Annotated in this window: 25 protein-coding genes; 15 read left to right on the forward strand and 10 right to left on the reverse strand. The window is 40.1% G+C overall.

From position 1 onward, the window contains the following. Window positions 1-12: 12 nt before the first annotated feature. Window positions 13-888, reverse strand: coding sequence for a Cof-type HAD-IIB family hydrolase (locus tag ACWATA_RS06875; RefSeq protein ID WP_028414709.1), 876 nt, complete (start codon window positions 886-888; stop codon window positions 13-15). Between the two features lie 164 nt (window positions 889-1,052). On the opposite strand from ACWATA_RS06875, the gene ACWATA_RS06880 reads away from it, so the two are divergent. Together ACWATA_RS06880 and ACWATA_RS06885 are read left to right on the forward strand one after the other, a co-directional pair. Next, on the forward strand, window positions 1,053-1,811 hold the full coding sequence (locus ACWATA_RS06880; protein WP_014458988.1) for a DeoR/GlpR family DNA-binding transcription regulator: 759 nt from the start codon (window positions 1,053-1,055) through the stop codon (window positions 1,809-1,811). Window positions 1,812-1,863: 52 nt separating this feature from the next. Continuing rightward, the gene (locus tag ACWATA_RS06885; RefSeq protein ID WP_473049682.1) at window positions 1,864-2,073 is read left to right on the forward strand and encodes a hypothetical protein; all 210 of its coding nucleotides are present in this window, start codon (window positions 1,864-1,866) and stop codon (window positions 2,071-2,073) included. Between the two features lie 36 nt (window positions 2,074-2,109). Here ACWATA_RS06885 and ACWATA_RS06890 read toward each other — a convergent pair whose 3' ends face one another. Both ACWATA_RS06890 and ACWATA_RS06895 read right to left on the reverse strand, forming a co-directional pair. Further along, a complete protein-coding gene (locus tag ACWATA_RS06890) occupies window positions 2,110-2,796 on the reverse strand; it encodes a YoaK family protein (protein WP_473049683.1) in 687 nt (228 codons plus the stop codon). A gap of 73 nt (window positions 2,797-2,869) precedes the next feature. Then, window positions 2,870-3,370 (reverse strand): GNAT family N-acetyltransferase, encoded by a 501-nt coding sequence (locus ACWATA_RS06895; RefSeq protein ID WP_473049684.1) that lies wholly within the window; start codon window positions 3,368-3,370, stop codon window positions 2,870-2,872. 115 nt (window positions 3,371-3,485) lie between these two features. Between ACWATA_RS06895 and ACWATA_RS06900 the strand changes: the two genes are divergently transcribed. The 5 genes from ACWATA_RS06900 (at window position 3,486) to ACWATA_RS06920 (ending at window position 8,128) form a co-directional block, all read left to right on the forward strand. Continuing rightward, window positions 3,486-4,415 (forward strand): hypothetical protein, encoded by a 930-nt coding sequence (locus ACWATA_RS06900; protein WP_473049685.1) that lies wholly within the window; start codon window positions 3,486-3,488, stop codon window positions 4,413-4,415. 104 nt (window positions 4,416-4,519) lie between these two features. Continuing rightward, window positions 4,520-5,149, forward strand: coding sequence for a CPBP family intramembrane glutamic endopeptidase (locus tag ACWATA_RS06905; protein ID WP_473049686.1), 630 nt, complete (start codon window positions 4,520-4,522; stop codon window positions 5,147-5,149). 225 nt (window positions 5,150-5,374) lie between these two features. Then, on the forward strand, window positions 5,375-6,070 hold the full coding sequence (locus ACWATA_RS06910) for a FadR/GntR family transcriptional regulator (protein WP_473049687.1): 696 nt from the start codon (window positions 5,375-5,377) through the stop codon (window positions 6,068-6,070). Between the two features lie 278 nt (window positions 6,071-6,348). Then, complete coding sequence (locus ACWATA_RS06915) at window positions 6,349-7,908, forward strand: sodium:solute symporter family protein (RefSeq protein WP_473049688.1); 1,560 nt, start codon at window positions 6,349-6,351, stop codon at window positions 7,906-7,908. Continuing rightward, complete coding sequence (locus ACWATA_RS06920; protein ID WP_050690391.1) at window positions 7,883-8,128, forward strand: hypothetical protein; 246 nt, start codon at window positions 7,883-7,885, stop codon at window positions 8,126-8,128. Before ACWATA_RS06915 ends, ACWATA_RS06920 begins: the two co-directional genes overlap by 26 nt. Window positions 8,129-8,186: 58 nt before the next feature. Here ACWATA_RS06920 and ACWATA_RS06925 read toward each other — a convergent pair whose 3' ends face one another. Continuing rightward, window positions 8,187-8,657 carry a hypothetical protein gene (locus tag ACWATA_RS06925; RefSeq protein WP_165636364.1) on the reverse strand — a complete coding sequence of 157 codons (471 nt, stop codon included), beginning with the start codon at window positions 8,655-8,657 and terminating at the stop codon, window positions 8,187-8,189. A gap of 74 nt (window positions 8,658-8,731) precedes the next feature. Then, the gene (locus ACWATA_RS06930) at window positions 8,732-9,862 is read right to left on the reverse strand and encodes a GerAB/ArcD/ProY family transporter (protein ID WP_473049689.1); all 1,131 of its coding nucleotides are present in this window, start codon (window positions 9,860-9,862) and stop codon (window positions 8,732-8,734) included. A gap of 160 nt (window positions 9,863-10,022) precedes the next feature. On the opposite strand from ACWATA_RS06930, the gene ACWATA_RS06935 reads away from it, so the two are divergent. The 5 genes from ACWATA_RS06935 to ACWATA_RS06955 all read left to right on the forward strand — a co-directional run bounded on the left by ACWATA_RS06935 (window position 10,023) and on the right by ACWATA_RS06955 (window position 14,628). Then, window positions 10,023-10,508 (forward strand): hypothetical protein, encoded by a 486-nt coding sequence (locus tag ACWATA_RS06935; protein WP_047750315.1) that lies wholly within the window; start codon window positions 10,023-10,025, stop codon window positions 10,506-10,508. An 81-nt stretch (window positions 10,509-10,589) separates the two neighbouring features. Next, window positions 10,590-11,072, forward strand: coding sequence for a GNAT family N-acetyltransferase (locus ACWATA_RS06940; RefSeq protein WP_098113644.1), 483 nt, complete (start codon window positions 10,590-10,592; stop codon window positions 11,070-11,072). Window positions 11,073-11,074: 2 nt separating this feature from the next. Next, on the forward strand, window positions 11,075-12,154 hold the full coding sequence (locus ACWATA_RS06945; protein WP_325077070.1) for a DNA alkylation repair protein: 1,080 nt from the start codon (window positions 11,075-11,077) through the stop codon (window positions 12,152-12,154). 43 nt (window positions 12,155-12,197) lie between these two features. Then, window positions 12,198-12,392: a hypothetical protein gene (locus ACWATA_RS06950; protein ID WP_028414698.1), complete on the forward strand. Its 195-nt coding sequence runs from the start codon at window positions 12,198-12,200 to the stop codon at window positions 12,390-12,392. 580 nt (window positions 12,393-12,972) lie between these two features. After that, window positions 12,973-14,628, forward strand: coding sequence for a M14 family metallopeptidase (locus ACWATA_RS06955; RefSeq protein ID WP_473049691.1), 1,656 nt, complete (start codon window positions 12,973-12,975; stop codon window positions 14,626-14,628). 22 nt (window positions 14,629-14,650) lie between these two features. Here the strand turns inward: ACWATA_RS06955 and ACWATA_RS06960 are convergent, their stop codons facing one another. Next, window positions 14,651-14,806: a hypothetical protein gene (locus ACWATA_RS06960; RefSeq protein ID WP_168761077.1), complete on the reverse strand. Its 156-nt coding sequence runs from the start codon at window positions 14,804-14,806 to the stop codon at window positions 14,651-14,653. Between the two features lie 81 nt (window positions 14,807-14,887). Next, window positions 14,888-15,226: a YflT domain-containing protein gene (locus tag ACWATA_RS06965; protein WP_063247478.1), complete on the reverse strand. Its 339-nt coding sequence runs from the start codon at window positions 15,224-15,226 to the stop codon at window positions 14,888-14,890. A 222-nt stretch (window positions 15,227-15,448) separates the two neighbouring features. Between ACWATA_RS06965 and ACWATA_RS06970 the strand changes: the two genes are divergently transcribed. Both ACWATA_RS06970 and ACWATA_RS06975 read left to right on the forward strand, forming a co-directional pair. Further along, the gene (locus ACWATA_RS06970) at window positions 15,449-16,318 is read left to right on the forward strand and encodes an SDR family oxidoreductase (RefSeq protein ID WP_047750323.1); all 870 of its coding nucleotides are present in this window, start codon (window positions 15,449-15,451) and stop codon (window positions 16,316-16,318) included. Window positions 16,319-16,350: 32 nt separating this feature from the next. Next, window positions 16,351-16,575 carry a YczO family protein gene (locus tag ACWATA_RS06975; protein ID WP_028414694.1) on the forward strand — a complete coding sequence of 75 codons (225 nt, stop codon included), beginning with the start codon at window positions 16,351-16,353 and terminating at the stop codon, window positions 16,573-16,575. Between the two features lie 42 nt (window positions 16,576-16,617). Here ACWATA_RS06975 and ACWATA_RS06980 read toward each other — a convergent pair whose 3' ends face one another. After that, window positions 16,618-17,475: an STAS domain-containing protein gene (locus ACWATA_RS06980; RefSeq protein WP_048019433.1), complete on the reverse strand. Its 858-nt coding sequence runs from the start codon at window positions 17,473-17,475 to the stop codon at window positions 16,618-16,620. A 165-nt stretch (window positions 17,476-17,640) separates the two neighbouring features. Here ACWATA_RS06980 and ACWATA_RS06985 point away from each other — a divergent pair, with 165 nt between their 5' ends. Continuing rightward, window positions 17,641-18,582, forward strand: coding sequence for a magnesium transporter CorA family protein (locus tag ACWATA_RS06985; protein WP_048019434.1), 942 nt, complete (start codon window positions 17,641-17,643; stop codon window positions 18,580-18,582). A 199-nt stretch (window positions 18,583-18,781) separates the two neighbouring features. Here ACWATA_RS06985 and ACWATA_RS06990 read toward each other — a convergent pair whose 3' ends face one another. Then, window positions 18,782-19,084, reverse strand: a complete 303-nt coding sequence (locus ACWATA_RS06990; protein WP_205689803.1) for a hypothetical protein — start codon at window positions 19,082-19,084, stop codon at window positions 18,782-18,784. A gap of 17 nt (window positions 19,085-19,101) precedes the next feature. Then, window positions 19,102-19,404 carry a hypothetical protein gene (locus ACWATA_RS06995; RefSeq protein ID WP_048019436.1) on the reverse strand — a complete coding sequence of 101 codons (303 nt, stop codon included), beginning with the start codon at window positions 19,402-19,404 and terminating at the stop codon, window positions 19,102-19,104. Window positions 19,405-19,523: the final 119 nt, after the last annotated feature.

Consider the following 19,523-nt stretch of genomic DNA (forward strand, 5'->3'; position numbering starts at 1 on the left):
CCAAGCGTTTTTTTAATGTGCTTTTAGCTGCGTTTCTAACACGTTTTCAATAACGGAAGCTACTCCGTTTTCATCGTTTGTTAATGTAACGTCATCAGCTAGTGCTTTAATTTCTGCATGCGCATTTGCCATAGCGATTCCTTTTCCAGCTCTTTGCAGCATCGATACGTCGTTAAAGCTGTCTCCAATGGCAATGGTATCGTGAAGAGAAGCGCCAACCTCTTTTACAACGTAGTTTAATGCGTTTCCTTTTGAGGCGTCTTTGTGTTCAAGTTCAAAGTTATGATCAGCGGAAGAGACAAGGGTCATGTCGTGCTGCTTGCTAAAGTGATCCCAGCCTTTTTTTCGTTTTTCATCATCAAATGAAAAAGCCAATACGTTATAAAGCTCAGCGTTTGTATTTAAAATATCTTCATACGATGCAACAAAGGCAAATCCCGTTTGGCTGTACTGCTTAGCCGCCGCGTGATGAAGTCTTTCTTCGTCCACGTTTTTATTGGCGCTTTTTACTCGGTCAATTTCAATGGCCAGCAGCTCACGGCCTGAGTTTGGCGTATAAATGGCATGTTCAGCAAACACTTCATAATAAAATTCGTTTGCATCCAGCCACTGAAGCGCTTCTTTTACGTGATGGGCATCAATTGGAACAGAATGTCTGAGCTGTCCGTCCGGGTCATGAATAGTCGCTCCGTTTGCGGCAATCACCCAAAGGTTGGAAAGCTCAGCTTTTTTTAAAATTTCCTGCACGTCGAAATAAGCGCGCCCCGTAGCAACCACGACTTCAACTCCGTGTTTTTGCGCTTTTTTAATTGCTTCTGCATTAATTGTGCTAATTTCACTGCTGCTATTTAAAAGAGTTCCATCTAAGTCTGTAAAAATCATCTTCATAAACTATCTCTCCCTTTGACTATTATTACTTGTTTTTGCGTGTTTTATCTTGTTTATCCTACAATAAACGAAAAAACACTGATAATCAAGCGTTTTTACATTGTTTTTACAAAAGAAACAAGTATAATAAAGTAAAAAGCAGAAAGAAAACAGGTGAACAAGCAATGTTAAAACAAGAAAGACGCAAACAAATTATGAATTTGCTTGAAAAAGAAGGGCGCATTGTAGCTACGACGCTTAGCCAAACGCTGAACGTTTCAGAAGATACAATCCGCAGAGACCTGCGGGAAATGGATGCGCTCGGTTTGCTGCAGCGCGTACACGGAGGAGCGCTTCCGCGTTCCACGTCTGCGGTTGATTACAAAGAGCGTAAACGTGAATTGATGGATGTTAAGCATTCACTTGCCGTTGCGGCGCTTCCGTTAATTAAAGACGGGCAGGTGCTCTTGATGGACGGAAGTACAACAAATATTCAGCTTGTCAAAGCTTTTCCAAAGAATTTAAACGTTACGGTTATTACAAACAGTCCGTTAATTACCGTTGCACTAGCGGAACATGACTTTGTAGAAGTTGTTTCTCTTGGAGGAACGTTTCGAAAAGAATCGATGGTCACGGTAGGACAAAGCGTGGTTGATACGCTTAAGCAAATTCGAGCGGATCTTTGTTTTTTAGGCGTATACGCAATCGATCCTAAAATCGGTATGAGCATTCCTTTGCTTGAAGAAATGCACATCAAAAGTCAAATGATAAAAAGCGCGAGTGAAGTAGCGGCTATTGTAACAGCTAAAAAACTCAATACGTCTTCAACGTACACGTTCAGCTCAGCCAACTCACTAGATTGGCTCATTACAGAAGAACATGTGAACGAAACCGTGTTAAATGCTTATCGCGAAATCGGCATTGAAGTGATCACAAATAAATAGTAGTTTTGGTAAGGAAGTATATGGTAATGTAGAGTGAAAAGGAGCTTGAGCGATGAGCGAACAAATAGATGTTACGCAGGAATTAGCGAAGCTTCAGCAAAGAGTCGAACACCTAGAGAAAAGAGTGAAAGAAGCAGAGTCTAATCAAGGCCCTTTATGGTTTCTATGGGAAGCTATACGATCGATTTTAATTGGACTATTTATTGTAGGACCTGTGGTCGCCATTATTTTTGGCGTGTTAGCGGCACTATCCGGAAAATAAAAGACCCGTTTCTTTATCGAAACGGGTCTTTTATTATTATTTTTCTGAATCAGAGCGAAACTTTGTGCTGACAAAAATGATAATGGCTAATAGAATCACAATTGGCAGCCAAATAATTTCAAATTTATAAGCAGGCTCTGCAAGTGCGGCGATAACAGCGCCAAAGCAGTAAAGCACAAGAGACAGCGCGCGAAGAATCGCATCGGTGTTAAACGTTTTGCGGTAGCGAGAGCTGCGAAAACGTGCCGTTACGTCTTCAAAGAAGTTAGCAAGCGTCCCTGTTAATACAGTTGTAGAAATTCCGGCTACGCCAAGCTTTCGAGCAGCCGTTGTTTGAAGACCCATTGCTGAGCTTAATAAGAAAATAAATAAGTAAGTTAAGTGTAAAGAAGAAGAAAACGAAGATAAAAGTGCAAAAACAAGTAAAATCAATCCTTCTATTCCAAGGGCAATCGTTACGGCTTTAGGCCAAAACGTTTTTTCTTTGTTTCCAACTAGGATTGCAGCTCCTACAACTCCTACAATAAAACCTCCTAAAGCTGTGAGGGAATGAAAAACAGTTGTTTCAAGCGAGTTTCCGATTGCTAACCCAAGCAGCACGATGTTTCCCGTCATATTTGCAGTAAAGATATGGCCAAGGCTTAAGTAGCCAATTACATCGACGATACCTGCTGTTACGCAAAGAACGAGCAAAATAATGTTTCGATAAGTAGAATTCGTCACGGTAAGTCATCCTTTCTTTTTATACCAACTAAACAGTTTACCGTGAAGAAAAAAATCTGTCCAGAGAGTTGTCCTACAAATTTTCAAGCGTGTCCCACCCAAAAGCCACTTCAGATAGAGATGTACCATCAATGATAACGTCGGCGCGATCGATTCTTTTTCCGCCAAGCGCTTCATAAAATTGACAGGCGCTGTTTTGTTCAAAAGCCCATGTGAGCATCGTATGTATATCACGGTCTACAAGCTCTTGCGCTATTTTATGCATAAGCGCTTTGCCAATTCCTTTTCGCTGATGCTCTGTGAGTAAATACATGGCATACAGTTCTCCGGTATAGGAAGGATGCTTGTTGGTTCTTTCTTTACCATAAGAAGCAAAGCCTACGATTTGACCGTTTTCTTCTGCAACGAAAACAGAATTTGATTCCAGCTGCTTTTTCCAGATGGCTTTTCGTTTTTCAGCGTTCAACGAATGTAAAAAAGAATCCGGAACAAGTCCTTTATAAGTCGATTTCCAGCTTTCTACGTGTACGTGGGCAATGCCCGCTTCATCACCAATTCTCCCTTGACGTATCATCTGCTCACCTCGTTTTTTTCTATATTTTAACATAAATTTAAAGGTGATATCCCCGTTTTTCCGTTTTCTTTGTATATATATAGTAGCTATTTTACATAACAAAGGAGATGACGTAATGAGTAAATTATTATTAAAAGACCAGCCGTTACTTGTACTGCCGGCGCTTGCAGTCAAAGTAGGAGTGAACGGAGCGCTGTTTCTTCAGCAGCTTCACTACTGGCTTGAAAAAAGCGTAAACGTCCAGGACGGATATACGTGGGTATACAATACCAATCAGCAGTGGCTGCAGCAGTTTCCATTTTGGTCGCTTTCAACGATTCAACGCATCATTTCAAAGCTTGAAAAAGAAGGGTTAATTATAAAAGGAAAATACAACCGCTCTAAATTTAATAATACGGTTTGGTATAGAATTGATTATGAGCAATTAGAAAAGCTTATGCCAAGCGATGAATTTGAAGAGCTCGAAGATGTCAATTTGACAGAAAGGGCTAGTCAAATTGAAGCAGCGGAGCCAGTCACAGTGACGGCGTCATTAACAGAGACTACAGCAGAAAATACAAATCAAATAAAAAGAGAAGAAGATGCGGATGACGCTTACGTCCAAAGGTTGGAAGCTGCTTTTATCGCTAGAAGAAACCGAGGGATGTATCCTTCAGCCAGTGATTTAAAGCATATGTACGAAGTCGCAAAAAGCGAAATACCACTAGAAACGGCGCTATCAGGACTGCATGAAGCATTCGATCACTACGTGCCTAAATACAGTGGTGATACGATTCGAGCGTTTGCCTATATCAAACAGCATCTTTTTCATAAGCATTATGTAACATCACAGCGTACGCTAGCGAGTCAACAGACTGAAAAGCCGATTTCCTACGTCAATAAAAAGCGTGTCGTTCGCAGAGAATTGACGCCGGATTGGCTAAGAGAAAATGAAGAGGCAGCGCCTTTAGCTTCAGCTTTTAAAGACGATGCTCACTTTGAAAAAGAAAAGAAAAAGCTGGCAGAAAGTCTTCGCGAGCTGGAGCAAGAATTAAAAAATAATTGAAAATACCACTGGACTTTTATAAGATAAAAGATAGTAAACCTTTTGAATGCGAAAGGTTTACTTGGTAAAAGAAAAGCGGCTTTTAAAGAAGGTGCGCCATAAACGTGATAAAATTTTTGTTTTTGCTGTTCATGCCTACAATCTTTGTTTTTTTCGGTTTGTGGCTTATCCAAAATGTGTTGGTAACATTTGTTTGCTTTTACGGCTGGATGTTTATGATTTTATATGCGAATAATAAAATTAACTTTAAGGTAGCGCTTACAAAGAAATCTCTGTATGTGGGAACACTCAGCGGAATTCTATGTGCCGCTGCGATAATTGGAAGCAGCCTGCTTTTTTCTGGTAAAATCTTTCATGTGAAAGATATGCAAGCGGTTTTGCAAATATGGGGATTTAGCGGGTGGAAAGTTATCGTTTTATCCGTCGTTTTAATTTTTATTAATCCTGTTTTAGAAGAAATGTATTGGCGGGTGTATATACAAAATAAAGTGAAAAAGCATGTTTCTGTACTTGCTTCAAGCGCTGTTACATCAAGCTTTTATACGCTTTATCACGTATTGATTATCCTTCCTGTTTTCGTATTTCCGTTTAATATGATCTCGGTAATAGGCGTCTTTTCAGCAGGTATGATGTGGGCGTATATAAGAGAGCGATATGGTATCAAAGGGGCCATCATCAGTCATGCGCTAGCGGATGCGGCGATTATGATTGTATACGGATTATATGTAAGATAGTGGTATTATATCAAAAAACCATGAATCGTTATTCATTTATAACTTGTTTTCATGGTATAATAACAATAATAGTAAAATTTTATCAACACATTTGAATTGAAATAATGTATACTTGTAATACAAAGATTGAAGCGTTTACATAAATCGGAATACACATAGTTAATCTGGGTCCGATGAACACTAAAAAAAGAGAGAGAGATAATTACTTGGAGGAGGAATAGAAGTATGTTTGTACCTATTGAGCGTAAAAAAGTATCTAGTCAAGTGCTTGATCAATTAAAGAAGATGATTAAAGAGAAAACGTTCCCGCCAGAGTCTCGTTTACCGTCGGAACATGAACTGTCAAAAATGTTTGGAGTGAGCCGCGCACCGATTCGTGAAGCGCTAAGCGTTCTTTCTGCCAGTGGATTGATTGAATCAAGACAAGGCGGAGGAAGCTACGTAAAGCGTGTAAACTTAGTGGGCATGCTTGATCCAATGACGTTTGAAATGGTTGAAGCAGATCAGGTTCTTGAATTAATTGAAATGCGTATTATCATTGAGTCGCAGGCAGCAAGCTTAGCCGCGATGCGCCGCACAGATGAAGAACTGATTGAAATTAAAGAATCGTTAGAAGCATTTAAAAAGACGGTTCATAACAGTGAAGAAATTGGACATGAAGCAGACTATCGTTTTCACCATGATATCGTGAAAGCAGCTCATAATTCATTCCTTCTTCATGCCGTAGAAGATTTAGGGCATTTATATCGAAAAGCGCTTGCTTATTCGTTAAATAAAAGCCAAAAAGAAAATCGCAAGCAAACGGATGCTGACCATGAACGCATTTTTGAAGCGATTAAAAATGGAGAGCCAGAAGAAGCAGCAGAAGCGGTTCGTGATCATTTAGAGCACGTTCGCCAAAAAGTAATGGTATCTCAATAATAAAAAAACGACAGCCCGAGTGGCTGTCGTTTTTTATTAATCAGACCATTCATGTGAGGAAATAGCACACGATGAAAACGAAAATTTATGCTTAAGCCGGTGCAAATGTGCCGGCTTTTTTGTGTGTGAAAGGAGAAAATATCTAATTATACTCTTTAATAATCAGAAAATACAGTATTGTTAATAATTTTACGACGTGGTATTTTATTAACAAATGTTACTTTTATTTACATATTAATGTTAGTAAATCTAACATTTATAGAAAGAGGAGGGATAAGATGCTTTCATCAAGCGTCGGGTATTTGATTTTACTGATTTTTGGAGGAGGATTTACAGCCGTCACAATCATGATGCAGCGCCGTCAAGGAAAGGAAATGACGGCTGAGCAGTTTAGTACAGCCGGAAGAAATGTAGGCGTTGGGCTGGCGAGTGCATCCATTATCGCCGCGTGGACATGGGCCGCTACGTTAATGATGTCTTCATCCACAGGCTATCAGTACGGAATTAGCGGACCGTATTGGTACGCAGCGGGAGCAAGCATTCAAATTTTGCTGTTTGCCATTGTAGCGATTAACCTGAAGAAAAAAGCACCGAACGCTCATACGTTTTTAGAATTTATTGCACAGCGTTTCGACGTGAAAAATCATCGTTTAATGCTTGGCTTTGCTCTTATGACAAATATTATTGTGACCGCCATGGTTATTTTAGGAGGAGCCATTGCTTTAAACTCTCTTACTGGGATGAATATTTTTGTTGCCGCTTTTTTAATTCCTCTTACGTTTACCATCTACACCATGATTGGCGGTTTAAAAGCCTCATTTGTTGCTGATTATTTTAACACTGTTTTTATTTTCATTATTTTATTTATTTTTGCTGCTGCCGTCTATTATAAGTTCGGCGTAACAAGCGTGTACGAAGGGCTGAAAAATCTGCCTTCGTCACAGCATATGCTTACGATGGCATCGGTGCCGGGCCTTTTGTTTGGGATGATTAATATTATCGGGAACTTCGGTACGGTCTTTGTGGATCAAGCTTACTGGCAGCGTGCCATCGCAAGTAAAAACAGCGCTGCTTCAAAAGCGTATATTTACGGCGGAATTGCCTGGTTTTCGATTCCCTTTGCCGTTGCCACTTTCCTTGGCGTAAGTGCCGCTGGTCTTGGAATTGCGGTTGATTCACCAGATTCCATTGCACCCGTTATGGCGTCATACGTGCTTGGAAATCTAGGTTCTATTTTGTTTTTAACGATGCTGTTTATGGCAGTAATGTCGACAGGAGCGGCTGAATTAACGGCGATCACGAATATTATCGTAACGGACATTTACCTGCGTTCTATCAACCCGAAAGCAAGCAGTAAAAAAATCTTAAGCACGTCGCGAAAAGTGACGCTTGGCTTTGGGCTGGCGATGGGCGTGTTTTCCATTTTACTGTTTTACTTAGGAATTAGCCTTGGGTTTGTGTATATGGCCATGGGTATTTTCGTCAGCGGAGCCGTTATTCCCGTCACGCTTGGACTGATGTGGAAAAAAGCGACGAACACAGGTGCATTTTACGGCGCGCTGTTAGGAATGATCGGAGGCGTTATCGCATGGAACACATCTGCTTACGTGATTAATGGTCACATTAATGTGGAAGCCCTTGGCGGACTGTATCCAATGCTTATTGGAAATTCTACCGTTTTTATCATCAGTGGGGTCATATCAATTGGACACGGCTTGCTTGCTAAAAAAGAATTTGACTTTGATGAACTAAAAGACAAATTCAAAAGCTTTGATGAACATGGAGATGAACCATTAAGGGAGGAAGTGGCGTATGGATCCACAACAACAGTTAAATAAAGACGCAAAGCTATGTACGCGCTGGGCGCTGGGACTTACATTCTTATTTGTCCTCTTGTTTCCAGGCGTGATGTTTTTAACGGGCTATCAATATACGCTTTCCTTTTTTAAAGGTTGGACGTATCTGGCGTTTGGCTGGCTGATTATCGCAGGGATTTGTATTATTGTCGGGCCTGTGGTGGAGTTCGTGAGGGAGAAGAAGGATAGTGCTTTAAAATAATAGATTTCATCAAAGAACAGCTTTTCTTTTGCAGAAAAGCTGTTCTTTCATTGATTGCTTATATTGGTCTAGAATTCCTCTCCAACTTACACACCCACCGGTAATACTGCACCACCATCCAAAACAGCAGCGGATTTAGCAGAAGCGAATACCACCACGTCCACCATCCGTAGTGAAAATAACCCCAAGGAGCAGGGAGAAGAGCCACTACTTCATAAAGTAAAACAGCAACCGACCAAAATAAAATATAGGCGGCTTTTTTTGTGAGTTTCCCAGCAAGGGGATAGTAGGTAAGAAAAAGCATGTTTACAGGCGGAATGAGAACGGTATAAGCAAAAATACCTTGCCAGTCCGTCTCTTGTGTAAAATACCAGTAGCCGTGAAATTTGAAATTAATAAAGACGTCAAAGATGTGCTGAGCAGCAATGGTGAACATCCAAATGTGTACAATTTGATTTGCTGTGAAGCGCTTGTTTGTTTTAAAAGCAAGAACGTTAAATACTAAAATAGAAAGAATTAATCCAATCATATTGGTTCTCCTTTTGGCTTCTTGACTATATTGTATAATTTTAGGAGATTAAATCCAATAGAGAAATGGACATATTACGAATTTTCTGCGGTCTTTTTCACAGTGACGGACTGTACTTTTTTTCGATTTCTCAAAAATGCGATCACTAGTAAAAAAGCAGGAATGACAATTTGAAACGGAAGGTGTAAAGTGAACGGAATGATGTTTAACCCTTCATATATATGTTCGAAATAGTTTTGAGCAAGAGACAATGAATAAAACAAAATGACCAAGCCGATTGGAAATACAAGCGGTGACGGGTTTTTAAGCTCAAACACGTGAGAAAGACCTAGCACGGTGGCGTAGAAAAACAGACCGATTTTAAAGAAGCCGCCAGTAATTAAAGCCACCATGAAAAATACATCAAGCCGCTCTAAAAACCCTGCAAATTGAATGCTTTGAACGGTGCTTAAAAGTGGAAAAGCAGACCTCGACGTTAAGGTAACGCCCAGCACACCTATATTCACAATCATTGTGATCATAAGATTAATACCGTTTAACGTGATTGCGCTGAATACAATCAGAGCGGTTTTTTTCACATTTTTTGTATACGGGAAAATCATGGAAAATACAATCACTTCACCAAAAGGAAAATAAAGCGTTTGGCTGTAGGCAACTTTCAGTACCGGCACAATGCCGTTTTCAAGCATGGGCTTTAGGTTTGAAAAATCAAGAAGGCCAGAAACAAAGATAAGAATAAAGCCAGCGACGGCGAGTATATAAATGAAGAAAAACAGCAGTTCTGCCGAACGTGCCATTACTTCAATTCCTTTATGAATCGTATAGGTAATTCCGAGCATCAGTAAAGCATTCACCATAAAAAGCGGCGTATCGGGATAGACGAAAGTGAGAAGCATCGCACCGAAATCGCGCAGCACCCGCGCGGCTCCATTCGCAAAATATAATACATAAAGAAAAGCAAGTATGCGTCCCGGCACTTTTCCAATAATTTTTTCGATATACTCCGTCAGCGCTAAATGCGGATAATAGCGGTACAAGCGATAATACATAAAAATGAGTGCGTAGCTGCTGATCATACCAACTAAAATAGCAATCCAAGCATCTTGCTTAGCGTCCATAGCTAAGCCGACTAAAAAGGCACTGCCAATCTCAAAGAGCGTAATTAACACAAACAGCTGCCATCCGCTGATTCGAGCTTTTTCCACTATCCATCCGCCTCCTTTTCTACAGCTAGTATGCGCTTTTTAACGTGGAGCATATGCATCATGTAAGTAAAGAGTTGGAAAGAAAATAGGGATATTTTGTTAAAAAATAAGTATGCTAGCCGAAGATATAAGAGAAAAGTGCGTAAAAGGAGAGAGCGTATTGGATTTATTTGAAGTTATACTCAGTATCCATATTGGACTCGGAATGATTTGTTTGCTTTCAGGAGCGGTGTCCATGCTAGCGGCTAAGAAAAAAGGAGGGCATACCAAATGGGGAGAAGTGTACCACGGTGTTTACGCAGCCCTAGCCGCTACAGCTATCATGTTAGCGATTTGGAAATGGAATGAAATTGCCTATTTATTTTATATTGCGGTGTTTTCATACGGATTAGCGGTATACGGGTACTTAGCACGCAAGCAAAAATGGAAGAGCTGGCTTCAGCATCATATTCGCGGGATGCTGGGGTCTTATATCGGAGCGGTTACCGCGCTGCTTGTGAATATTGGAGACAGTATTCCGCTGTTAAATATGCTTCCGCCTCTTTTTTATTGGTTTTTGCCGACGATTATTGGCAGTCCGCTTATTTACTTAGTCGGAAGACGCTATCGAAAAAATCCTTCCGTTTCTAAAAAAATATCATACTAACGAAAAAAGCCTTTTCTCTATAAAAGGCTTTTTTCTATGGCGAACATTTGTGCTATGATAGAGAAGCAAGGAGGATACAGCATGAAAGAAAATCATCAGTTTACCATACATACAGATAAAGAAAAGCTTGATATAGATGTCATCTACTCGTACCTTCATCATGAATCGTACTGGGCAAAAGGAATTCCGCTTCACCTTGTTCAAACGTCTATTGAACACTCCGTTTGTTTTGGCGTCTATGATGAGTGCGATAAACAAGTAGGGTTTGGACGGATTATTTCAGATTTTGCGACGTTTGCTTACTTGGCGGATGTGTTTATTCTTCCGCACGCGCGAGGCAACGGCCTTGGAAAAGCATTGGTACAAGAAATGATTCGCTATCAGCCGATTCAACACGTACGAAAAATTTTACTAGCGACAAAAGATGCTCACGGTTTGTACAGTCAGTACGGATTCAAAGAAGTCAAAAACAAACAGCTGTTTATGCAAATTTTTAAAAAAGGCATGTACGAGCGGGCGCTTTATTCAAAAGAAAATAAAATACTGCCTGGAAAAGAGGGATAGGTATGGCTGAAGAGTTACGTAAAAGCGTATTTAATGAAGAGTTGATTACGCACTTAAGCGATACTTTTTCACGTGAAATGAGCTCATTTGATCAAAAAGCGTTTCATGAGCTGGTTTTTCAACAGGACTGGGAAAACTTAGCGCTGAAAGAGCGCATGAGAAGAATTACGCTTTCCATGCATGAAGTGCTGCCGGCGGATTATGAAGAAGCACTTCATATTTTATATAAAGCGGCTCCAACGGTAGGAGGGCTTCAAGGCACGGTTTTTCCAGATTACGTTGAACTTTACGGATTAAACGATTGGGAAGCTTCCATAAAAGCACTCGCGTTTTTTACGCCGTTTTCCACATCAGAATTTGCGGTGCGTCCATTTTTAATTCAAGATCAAAAACGAATGCTCCAGCAAATGATTGAGTGGGCAGGAGATGAAAACCATCATATTCGCAGATTAGCAAGCGAAGGGAGCCGACCTAGACTTCCGTGGGGACAATCAGTACCTGCGTTAAAGCAGGATCCAAAACAAACGCTGCCGATTTTAGAGCAGTTAAAACGCGATGAATCGCTCTATGTCCGCAAAAGCGTAGCCAATCATTTAAACGATATTTCGTACATAGAAAAAGATTGGATGCTTGATGTGATGAAAAGCTGGTACGGAAAAGACGCTAAAACCGACTGGATTGTTAAACACGCGTGCCGTTCACTGCTGAAAAAAGGCGATTCTGAAGCTCTGTCTCTTTTTGGCTATGGAGATGACCCAGGCGTAATTGTCACAGGTCTTGGCTTACATCCACATACGATTACAATCGGTGATAGCATTGACTTTTCATTTGAGCTATCCGTGGAAAAACCCATGCCGCTTCGCATAGAGTATGGAATTCATTACGTAAAAGCAAAAGGAAACCGCACTCAAAAAGTGTTTATGCTAAAAAATGTTCAAGCAAAAGCAGGCCAAACGCTTACCGTCACAAAAAAGCATGGATTTAAAGATTTAAGTACAAGAAAACATTACAGCGGTACGCATACGCTTTCTGTTATTGTAAACGGAGTGGTAAAAGCAGAAGCGGACTTTGTGATAGAGTAACTCTTTCCTGATGGAGAGAGTTTTTATTGAAGAGTTTAACTATATGAAAAAAGGAAAGGTCGATGTGCACTACGATCTGGGTGCGACTGTTAAAAACAAAGAAATGCCTCTCGCTCCTTCCGATCAGAAATTAAAAAACCTCCAAAAAGTTGCGAGGCATGGAAAGCTCGTCATTACAAGAAATAACAAAGAAATTGGTCGATATGATTTAGAGACGTTAGAATCTGTAAAGAAATGATCAATAGCTGCATGGAGTATGTGCAGCTAAATTACGGACAGTGGGGGCTCAATGAAGGGCTAAAGTTTATAGCAGTTCATACATAAAAGAGAGGCTGGACCAAATGTATTTTAGCCGAAGGGAAAAATGAACCATTGATCAACATGTTTGATTAGGGGTTCGTTGTTTTGTTAGGGTGAACGTATATTTCATGTGTTTCATTCTTTCTAGCAGTTGATTGGAGGGTAAGGTGAAGACTCCTGCGGGAAAAGCGGGACAGGTGAGACCCCGCAGGAGCGCAAGCGACGAGGAGGCTCATCGGCCGCCCGCGGAAAGCGAAGCCTTGCACGGAAATCAACTGCAGTTGAACAAGAAGTCCGAATTGTTAATCCAGATTATTTGTCTTCAGATTGAATTGATTCTGCTATGTCTCAATCCTTTTTTATATAAATGCACTCATTTGATACATTAAAAATAGTCAAAAAGGTTCAGCTCCCTTATCTTGAAGTTATTTCCTTAAACGGTATAATTATTTATGTAACATTTTAAATATTTTAAAAATTTAAAATGTCTAATCAAGGGGATGGGGAGGAGTAAATGAATGAAAAAAACTGTAAAACGAACGGCCGTGCCGGCGATTTTGTCAATTGGATTATTGCTGTCGCCGCTTGCGGTACAAGCTGAGGTGCCTTATTACGGAAAAGACTACAGTCAGCCGGAAAAAATTAGAGCGCTTTATCCGGAAATAAAGGTGAATGAAGAAACGCCGGCATTTCTGAAAGGGCAAGACGCATTTACGACTCAAGAAGAAATGATGAGCTATGTTCAAACGCTTGCTCATAAAAGTCCGTACGTAAAGCTGAAGATTATCGGTAAATCACAGCAAGGGCGAGACATTCCAGCTCTATATTTTTCAAAGGAAAAGAAGTTTGCTGATGGAAAGACATCTAAAAAGCCAACGATTTGGCTTCAAAGTCAAATTCATGGTAATGAACCGGCAAGCGGTGAATCCGTACTCGCCGTTGCAACGCGTTTGACACAAGACTTTGGAAAAGATGTGTTAAATAAAGTCAACATTGTCATTGTGCCGCGCATTAATCCTGACGGATCTTATGCATTTAAACGTCAGCTAGCAAATAATTTAGACGGAAACCGCGACTACATAAAGCTTGAAAGCCCAGAAGTACAGAGCGTACGAGCTGAATTTAACCGTTTTTCACCAGAAGTCGTCATCGACGCTCATGAATATACGCCTTACAGCAGCGGATTTAAAAATATCGGTAAAGAAGGCGTGTGGAAGTATCACGACATTTTACTGCAGTCCGGTCGAAACTTAAATATTCCGCAGAACATTCGCGACGTGTCGGATGAGCTGTTTGTGAACAGTACGCTTACAGCCATTGAAAACCAAGGCTATTCAGGAGAAGTATACTATACGTCTCAAGTGAATAAACAAGGGCAGCTGGAAGTAGAAGAAGGCTCAGTTGAACCGCGAATCGGCCGAAACTCACTAGGCTTGTATCCATCGTTTTCATTTTTAGTCGAAAGCAGAGGAATCGGCATTGGTCGAGAAGATTTTCCGCGGCGAGTGAGTGCGCAAATTGCTACACAAGAAAAGCTGATTACACAAACAGCCAATCACGCCAAACAAATTAAAGCGCTGATTGCCAAAGAAAAAGCGGCGCTTGTCAAAAAAGGAAAAAATGCAAATGATCATGATCCAATTGTGGTGAACAGTGAAAATAAAAAAATACCAAACTCTACGTTAGAAATGGTCGATGTAGAAAGCGCGTCTGTTAAAGAAATTCCTGTGACGTACTACAGTGCAAAGAAAGCAACACCGACGCTTGTCCGCGAACGTCCGACTGCTTACCTTTTAAAACCGGGACATGAAGAGTTAGCAGAAAAACTGAAGGGACAAGGCGTAAAAGGCTTCAAGTTAACGAAAGAAACGGCTCTTTCAGTAGAAGCGTATAATGTCAGCAGCCGCATTGAAAATGAAGTCTACGAAAATAAACCAAATGTGGACGTGCAAACAATCGTCAAGTCAAAAACGGTGACGTTCCCAAAAGAAAGCTACGTCTTTTTAACGTCTCAGCCGCAAAACAATTTATTGTCTCTATCGCTTGAGCCAGAATCTGTGGACAGCTTCACAACGTTTGGTTATTTGCCTTCAGAAGTAGGACAAGAACTTGATGTTTACCGGTTTACGCGTTCCATTGAAAAATCGCCTTTGCAAAAAGAATCCCGTAAATAATGAAAAAGCGTGGAGCTTGGCTTCACGCTTTTTCATTATGATCACGTGACTGCTGTCGTTTTTTTCTTCTTCTAGAAAAGAAATAAATAAAAAAGCCGGCTAATACAAGAAGTGTAATAAGAAGAATACTAGTAGGAAAGTAAAGAGAGCCTATCTGAATGCCCAAGTAGTTTAACATTATCATAACTTCCTTTCTTGATAAAAAATGGTTTATTTTACTAAATACCCTTATAAGCTAATAGAAAACGTTTCAGCTGTTTTAGTAGGGAATGAATTGACTCTGTGCGCCAACAACCACGACATGACCTTGTCTCATCTCTTCTATATACCGGTTTGCCTCCCTGTTAGATAAGCCGAGTGAAGCCATCTTTGAAAGAAGCTCATCTTCTCTTGAAAGAAGCATATTGACCGCCGTTTCAAAAATACCTTGCTCTGCCATTCTGTACTTTTTTGTATGTGTTGCCTCCGTTAAATGCTGAGCCCATTCTTTATCGTAGGCCAGCAGATAAATCTCTTTGCTTGTAAATCCTTTCTTTAAAAAAGAACGGATGACGCAGACTGCCTCCTCTTGGTTTTCTGCTACTTGAATGTGTTTCATACACGAACCAAACCTCCTGATAAAAGATATTTCCGAAATACATCTTCTACTCATCATGTAGCCTTTGTTTCCAACTTTAAACTTGTTTTCTATGAATTTTCTCAGATAGTAAAAGAGAATAGAAACATCATAAATTTTCAAAAAAAGATGTTTGAACTTCAAAACAGAAGGCTAAACCTAGACTATACTAAAAAGTTCCATCAAAAATAGGAGGAGATTAAAATGAATTTACAAGATCAACAAACACAAGGCCAGCCCGAGCAAACGCAAGACCGCCAGCCGGGTATCGAAAGTGAGATGAATCCTCTCCCTATTTATGAGGATGACAATTACATTGGTACAGGAAAATTAAAAGGAAAAGTAGCGCTGGTTACCGGAGGAGACAGCGGAATTGGACGAGCTGTATCCATTGCTTATGCGAAAGAAGGAGCGGACGTAGCGATCGTTTACTTAAACGAACATAGCGACGCCGAGGAAACAAAAGCCCGCATTGAAGAAGAAGGTGTAAGATGCTTGCTGATTGCAGGAGACGTAGGAGACGAATCATTCTGTAACGAAGCGGTAGAAAAAACGGTGAGTGAGCTTGGAAAGCTTGATATCCTTGTGAACAATGCAGGAGAGCAGCATCCAAAAGAAAGCATTAAAGAAATTACGAGTGAACAGCTTGAACGAACGTTCAAAACGAACTTTTATTCATACTTTTATTTTACGAAAAAAGCGCTTGATTATTTAGGAAAAGGCAGTGCCATCATTAATACAACGTCCATTAATCCTTACCGCGGGAATCCTCAGCTGATCGATTATACGGCGACAAAAGGTGCAATCAACGGCTTTACGCGCAGTATGGCGCAAGCGCTTGTCAAAGATGGTATTCGCGTGAACGGCGTAGCGCCGGGACCAATCTGGACACCGCTTATTCCGTCTACTTTCTCAGGCGATAAAGTAGGAGAATTCGGTACAGATACACCAATGGGCAGACCTGGACATCCTGTGGAGCACGTGGGCTGTTATGTGCTGCTAGCTTCAAATGATTCATCTTATATGACGGGTCAAACGCTTCATGTCAACGGCGGAGATTTCATGAACACATAATTGCTTCACCTATTATAAAGGAGGAGAAAACGATGGGAGAGCGCCAGAAAAGATCTATTTCAAATACACCAAAAAAACGAGATGAAACGGAGCAGCGTGTAACAGATCAAGACGAAACGTTGTTTGAACGTTTTAAAGAAGAAGAAACAGTGGATCCTATGCCAATGGAAGATATAAGACTTGAACAAAAAGAAGAGAAAAATAAAACGAAAACAAAAGATGAATCGGGTTCTGAAAACATTCATCATCGAAAATAAAAAACAGCCTTCTCGGGCTGTTTTTTTATCTGTGTTTCTATATTAATGAGCATTAGAAGCAATGACAATTTTTGAATCATCTTCTAATGCCTGAGCAAGATTCGATTTAATTCGTATATGGTCAAAACTTAAACCAAGCTGCATCGCAGTAGTAGCTAATTCAGGACGAATGCCCGATAAAATCGATTTAACGCCAATTAAATCAAGCGCATTTATCAGCTGAAACAGCTCGTGCGCGACCATTGTATCAATCATCACCACGCCTGACAAATCAATATACAAATGAGAGATTTGCTTCTCGGCACACTGTTTTAACGTGCTTTCTAGGATCATTTTGGCTCTTGCCGTATCAATATCGCCGACTAATGGTAAAAGAGCCACGTCTTTTTTAATCACAATAACAGGTGAACTTAATTCATGAATCATTTCCTGCTGAGAGCGAAGGCGGTTTGAGGCATATTCCTGCGCTTCTGTGATGAATTTCAAAATAATAATATCAAATACCCGTACTACTTTTTCATTCCACATATCGATATGCTGCTGAGTGATGTCATCATGAAGTTCTGCAAATCGGCGAATATACTCGCAGTATTGTTTGCGGACGTTCATAAATTCTTTAATAATACTTTGAATGGGGGTTCTGAGATGCTGTTGGTCTTTGGCAACTTTATTTAGCCACGTGTTAAAAGATTCAAAAAAGCTTTTTTCATCTTCTATAAAGACGTTGCTAATATATAAATGAAATTCATAGTTTTGCGCTTTTAAGCGTTGAATGACGTCAGGGTCATTAGAGGTATATACGCCTTCAGAAGATGTTTTATCCAAAGATTCATACCATTCTTCCGTCATAGTTGGTGCGCTTTCTAGCAGATAAGAACGTAAAGCGATATCTTTCTTCACTGTTATTCTCCTCTCAAACTGATAAAACATGCGCAGGTGCGCAACGTATTTATTATAGCATCTTTTTTATAAAGATGGATATGAAATGTATGTTTATTTTGCGTGTGAGGTTTTAAGTGATTGTATATAGGGAAAAATTTTAATAAAAGGGGAAAGAGGGAAAGTATGAATACCGTGACGAGCGATCAGTGGAAATGGTATCAGTTTGATTTAGAAGAAGCCGATGGAATAGCTGATATAATCAAAGACTATCAGTATCCAAGAGATGAATGGTTTTGCCATCAGCTTCAAAAGAAAAACTCTAATCATATTCAAGTAGATGTAATAGGAGAAAGTGAGCTCATTTATGGTTCACTCATTTATCATAAGAAGTCATTTGATCAAAGGGATTACGATTCGTTTCATTTTTATATTACCGAGGAGTTTATTATAACCGCGGGACTGGATTTGAAAATCCTCGAACAAACCAACCATGAACGAATGATTGAACGCATGAAGCAGTCTGCTAATACGGCGGAAAGTTTTTTTATTCTTTTAGGTGAAATTATGAAAAAGCACTTAAATGGGTTTGATCAGTTTGAAAGTCATTTCAGAGAGCTTCTGTGGGAAGTGCGCCATAATAATAACATCGACGTGTTAGATGACATTCATAAAGCGCGCTATGACCTGCTTATATGGACAAATTTAATCAGTTCTGTTCGAGAAGTTACCATGGGAATCGAAGAAGCGTTTCATAAAAAAATTAACCAAACGATTCAATATCAGCGGATGTGTAAAAAAATAGAAATTGGCCTCACGCTAATTGAACAATATCAAAAAGAATTTGACGCGTTAATTAAATTAGAAGAAGTTGTGTCTACTCACAGAGGAAATGAGATTATGAAAGCTTTAACGCTGCTGACAGCCATCAGTACGCCTTTAACGGCTTTTGGAGCCCTTTGGGGAATGAACTTTAAAGGGATGCCGGAGCTTGATTTGAAGTTTGGCTATATCTATGCACTCATTTTAATTGTGCTTTCGACCATTGCCATTTATCTCTATTTACGAATGAAAGGGTGGACGGGCGATCTCTTAAAAGGAAGAAAAAAGAACTCATTTTTTAAATAAGCTTTAATAAAAGAGGTTGAGACATAACTAAATGAATCCAACCTAAAGACGAACAAATGAGATACATGAGCTGGACTGCTAGAAGGAACAAAACAGATCAAACTATATTCACCATCACAAAAAAACGAACCACTCATCAAATATATTAATGAGTGGTTCGTTTTTCACTTGGGCTAAATCTCAGCCTCTTTGTTGTTTGTTATCCTCGCCTCCACGTCGTAGGCTCACCTGAACGAAGGCATCTTGGGAATAAATCGTTTTCTTTTAGCTTTACTTGATTGCCATTTTCGTCGGTATAGCGCCCAGTTTGCGGAACCACTTCTCCGGTTGAAAAGGCGTCATCTACGGGCTTCCACGTCGTTGATTCACGTGTGTGCGGGCAAGGTGTAAAAAGATCATCTTTTTGAAAGAGTTTAATTTCACCTTCCGCACAAATGTAAGCGCCCGATTCTGGTACAGCTTCACTCGTTCGATAAATGTTCTGTACGGTCTTCACACGCATCCAACCTTTCTTTTTGATTAGTTGTATTTTAATGTTCCTGTCGTGGCGTCCATGTACGTGCGGTCTTCTATAATATCCGAGTCGTCTAGCTTTCTAAAAGGAGCGCAGTAGCAGACAACACCCGTCTCGATTTCAATTTCTTGAAATCCGTATGCACGGCAAAGGTATTCGCCGACCTCGCTTGGAGCTGGATGCGTATCAAGCTCATCTAACGCTTCATTAAACATCTCTAAAAATTCTTTTTTTGAAAATTTTTTCTCATGATGCAGTGTTACTGGATCTCCAGAATCTGTTCCTTGTGCTAACGCGTAAAAATACATCGCCCTCACTCCTTACATATATATAGTCGTGCTTTTGCTGAAATGTAGAAACATTGATTGTTAGTAAGTAAATTCCCTTAAATAAACAAAATAAACGCATCTGGAAGAAAACGGTTTCT

The sequence above is a fragment of the Priestia sp. USM5 genome (genome assembly GCF_058323215.1).

Bases quoted from the DNA above. Each gene is read 5' to 3' on its own strand.
- ACWATA_RS06995 (WP_048019436.1), bottom strand. From the start codon at position 19,404: ATGTATTTTTACGCGTTAGCACAAGGAACAGATTCTGGAGATCCAGTA.
- ACWATA_RS06955 (WP_473049691.1), top strand. From the start codon at position 12,973: ATGAAAAAAACTGTAAAACGAACGGCCGTGCCGGCGATTTTGTCAATT.
- ACWATA_RS06990 (WP_205689803.1), bottom strand. From the start codon at position 19,084: ATGCGTGTGAAGACCGTACAGAACATTTATCGAACGAGTGAAGCTGTA.
- ACWATA_RS06910 (WP_473049687.1), top strand. From the start codon at position 5,375: ATGTTTGTACCTATTGAGCGTAAAAAAGTATCTAGTCAAGTGCTTGAT.
- ACWATA_RS06975 (WP_028414694.1), top strand. From the start codon at position 16,351: ATGGGAGAGCGCCAGAAAAGATCTATTTCAAATACACCAAAAAAACGA.
- ACWATA_RS06895 (WP_473049684.1), bottom strand. From the start codon at position 3,370: ATGATACGTCAAGGGAGAATTGGTGATGAAGCGGGCATTGCCCACGTA.
- ACWATA_RS06950 (WP_028414698.1), top strand. From the start codon at position 12,198: ATGAAAAAAGGAAAGGTCGATGTGCACTACGATCTGGGTGCGACTGTT.
- ACWATA_RS06920 (WP_050690391.1), top strand. From the start codon at position 7,883: ATGGATCCACAACAACAGTTAAATAAAGACGCAAAGCTATGTACGCGC.
- ACWATA_RS06945 (WP_325077070.1), top strand. From the start codon at position 11,075: ATGGCTGAAGAGTTACGTAAAAGCGTATTTAATGAAGAGTTGATTACG.
- ACWATA_RS06940 (WP_098113644.1), top strand. From the start codon at position 10,590: ATGAAAGAAAATCATCAGTTTACCATACATACAGATAAAGAAAAGCTT.
- ACWATA_RS06900 (WP_473049685.1), top strand. From the start codon at position 3,486: ATGAGTAAATTATTATTAAAAGACCAGCCGTTACTTGTACTGCCGGCG.
- ACWATA_RS06925 (WP_165636364.1), bottom strand. From the start codon at position 8,657: ATGATTGGATTAATTCTTTCTATTTTAGTATTTAACGTTCTTGCTTTT.
- ACWATA_RS06880 (WP_014458988.1), top strand. From the start codon at position 1,053: ATGTTAAAACAAGAAAGACGCAAACAAATTATGAATTTGCTTGAAAAA.
- ACWATA_RS06985 (WP_048019434.1), top strand. From the start codon at position 17,641: ATGAATACCGTGACGAGCGATCAGTGGAAATGGTATCAGTTTGATTTA.
- ACWATA_RS06875 (WP_028414709.1), bottom strand. From the start codon at position 888: ATGAAGATGATTTTTACAGACTTAGATGGAACTCTTTTAAATAGCAGC.
- ACWATA_RS06885 (WP_473049682.1), top strand. From the start codon at position 1,864: ATGAGCGAACAAATAGATGTTACGCAGGAATTAGCGAAGCTTCAGCAA.
- ACWATA_RS06915 (WP_473049688.1), top strand. From the start codon at position 6,349: ATGCTTTCATCAAGCGTCGGGTATTTGATTTTACTGATTTTTGGAGGA.
- ACWATA_RS06960 (WP_168761077.1), bottom strand. From the start codon at position 14,806: ATGTTAAACTACTTGGGCATTCAGATAGGCTCTCTTTACTTTCCTACT.
- ACWATA_RS06970 (WP_047750323.1), top strand. From the start codon at position 15,449: ATGAATTTACAAGATCAACAAACACAAGGCCAGCCCGAGCAAACGCAA.
- ACWATA_RS06965 (WP_063247478.1), bottom strand. From the start codon at position 15,226: ATGAAACACATTCAAGTAGCAGAAAACCAAGAGGAGGCAGTCTGCGTC.